The organism is Pontiella sp. (assembly GCF_041622395.1).
Lineage (GTDB): Bacteria > Verrucomicrobiota > Kiritimatiellia > Kiritimatiellales > Pontiellaceae > Pontiella.
This window is the reverse complement of sequence record NZ_JBFJYW010000388.1, coordinates 1-2754: the sequence shown is the minus strand read 5'-3', so window position 1 is coordinate 2754 and position 2754 is coordinate 1. Positions and strand designations below refer to the sequence as shown.

2 protein-coding genes are annotated in these 2754 nt (G+C 62.4%); one reads left to right on the top strand and one right to left on the bottom strand.

Annotated elements, in window-relative coordinates:
* On the bottom strand, positions 1–2230 hold a 2230-nt coding region (locus ABYO54_RS15865; protein WP_372809207.1), incomplete at its 3' end, for a glycosyl hydrolase family 95 catalytic domain-containing protein.
* Between the two features lie 237 nt (positions 2231–2467).
* Between ABYO54_RS15865 and ABYO54_RS15860 the strand changes: the two genes are divergently transcribed.
* Positions 2468–2626 (top strand): DUF3606 domain-containing protein, encoded by a 159-nt coding sequence (locus tag ABYO54_RS15860; RefSeq protein WP_372809206.1) that lies wholly within the window; start codon positions 2468–2470, stop codon positions 2624–2626.
* The last annotated feature ends 128 nt before the right edge of the window (positions 2627–2754 follow it).

Sequence of the window (2754 nt, the reverse complement as noted above, 5' to 3'; positions counted from 1 at the left end):
TTTCGATGCGGTAGACGCCCGCCCCGAGGTTGCTCACCGCAACGCCGGAAGAGGTCGTCCATTCGGCGTCGATCAGTTGCGGCTCCACGTCCACGGTGCCGCCGAGCTCGGCTTCCACCAGCACCCACTGCGTTGCGCCGCCTTCGCGCCGCGCAGTGGTCAGGAACCCGCCCTCGCCGCGCAGGTTTTTGAACTGCGCATCGGTCCAGCTCGTGGCCAGGCCCGGAAAGACGCGCAGGCGACCGCCCCAGCTTTGCAGCATCATTTCCTGAATGGCGGAGGCGCCGTGGATCGGGGTTTCAATCACGGGCAGTCCGATCTCGGAATACATCGTGTTGGCCTTGAGATACCCCTTCAACGTGTTGAGATAGTTCAGCGCGTCGTCGCCATTGCCGAGCATCGACGACATGCAGGAAGCGCCCGTGAACGCATAGCCGGCGATGCCCGAGCCAAAGCTGTGCCAGCGGTCGAGGCTGGTTTGGATCAGCTCGCGGTCGGCAGGGATTTCCGGAGTGAGCGTGCGCAAGGGATAGACCGCCAGCAGGTGCGACCAATGGCGGTGGCCGGTATTGAGCGGGGTGTCCCGCCCAATCATTCGCCCGGTTTCATTGGTGTGTGCGGGCACGAGCTTGGCTTGGAGGTCGGTCCAGACGGGGATCATCGGCTCTTCGGCCGCGCTAAAGCCCCGTTCGTCCGCCAGCTCCAGCAGGCGGCCAACGCCCCAGTGCAGGAGATCGATGTCGTAGGTGCAGTCTTCCACATTGGTCAGCTCGGGGCTGTGGGTGCTCGGCAGGTGGTAGAGTCCGTCGGATTCCTCTTCGAGGAAGTGGCGGTAATAGTTCACCGCCCGGGTCAGCAACGGGTAAAGCACGTCGTCGCGCAGGTCGGTGTCGAGCCAGTAGCGGTATTCCAAATCGACAGTGTGCAGCCCCCAGAGCAGATTGCCGCACTCCTTGCTCAGATTCGCGTCCGTCACGCCCGAGCGCCCCCCGGGCTCGCCGCTATGGCCCAGCAGGTCGAACCCGGAAATCGAGCGCCCGATGGCATAGGAATCGTCCCGGTACTCTTCGGCCACGCTGCGCGCCAGCGCGGCGCGGTTGACGTCGAGCCGATGGCTCAGTGCCGACACCATTTCACGGCGGTTGGCTTTGAAGCCCCCGCTGTGGGAAAGCTGAATGTTCAGGTTCCACCAGGTGGCGTTCCAGGCGGTCGGCTGGAGCCACGGCCCTTGGTTATCCATAATCCAGCCGTTGTCGCGCGTGGCGCAGGCCATTTTATATTGCTGGATCCAGTAGAAGGAGTCCCAGTATCCGTCGCCGGTTGAAACAAAGCTTTGGGGATAGTAGGCATGCCACCAGTCGCGATGGGCCTGCACCCATGCAGCCTGATCGGCCGCCGCGGCCGAACGCACCGCCGCCACGGCAAGATCCACCGCGTTGGTTTCGGGATAACTATGCTGGACGCTCAGCCACAGGCGGTTGGTGCCGCCGACCTCTTCTTCATAGTAGGCCACGGCGGTCTGTCCCCCGGCCCAATAGTCGTGCACGGCGGTCTTGACCCCGTCGGAGAGGGTCGCGAGCACCGCCGCCGGGTTGGCCGGGACACGTTCCGTTCCGGCACGGACGGCGCGGGGATTCTTGGCATCCTCGGCCACGTAGGTGAAGGCGGCACCGGCAAGATCGCCGAAGGCCACGGTTTCGAAGCGCATCACGGGTTCGGTGGCATGAACCAACGTGTTCCACACGACCGTACCGCCGTCCGAACCAAACGTCCCCGCCGCTTCGGCATTCCACAACGACAAGCGCGACTGGGTGCCCGTCAGGGCTTCCGGCATCGACAGCTCCAAGTGGCCGATGAACAAGCGTCCGCGGTTGAGCGTGGCCACGTTCTTTTCCGAAAGATCGTCGTCGTCGATCGAGCGATGATCGTGCGCGGCGGAACAACCGACATCCCACCGCAGGGTCTGGTCGTCGAGCCGGTACATCATGGTGCCCTGCTCGCCATTGCCCAAAAACGGCGCTTCGTACCAGACATCCGGCAGGCTGCCCCAGACCAGATCGTGGTCGGCCATCAGGGTTTCCCAGTCGATTCCATCGACCGCCGGAGTGGCCGCCGCGGGAAGCCCGACCGCCAGCGCAAGGCCGAAACAGCCCCGAATAAAAAAGCGACTCCGAGCGAAGTGCCGTTTCCCTGCCGCGTTGATTGCCGCCACACCGATTCGAAGATTCATCGCACAACTCCTTTAAAGCGTTTCACCATCGTCACCCGCGAATCTACCAAAGGCGGCGCAACTGCGCCTTGTAGGAATCGGGCAAGCTTGTGTAGTTCGGCGGCAGTCGGCGGCGCGGTTGTTTATGCCGCATCTGCCCCCTCCGGCGATTTCTCTGTCCCAAAACATGAATTCAACGTACTGTAGCGAGCAATTGAACCCCCACGGGGATGCCGAAACCACACGAAAGGATTACCAATGCCGACACCGAACGACTCAGGACGAATCAATCTCCGCCAGCAATACGAAGTGCAATACTGGACGAAAAAACTCGAGCTCACCGACCAAGAATTGGCGGATATTATCGAAACGGTCGGCGATTCGATCGACGCCGTACGGACCCACATCGGAAGATAACGCCACACCCGCTCAAGCGCGGGCGACCTTGTTGGGCGTATCGGAGCCAGGCGGAACCATTCCAACCCCGGCGGACGTCCGACCTAGTGCAGCGTATCACCTAGAACTTCGTATTTTCACCACAGAGG

Excerpts from the sequence above, each read along its gene's own strand:
- ABYO54_RS15860 (WP_372809206.1), top strand. The coding sequence starts at position 2,468 with ATGCCGACACCGAACGACTCAGGACGAATCAATCTCCGCCAGCAATAC.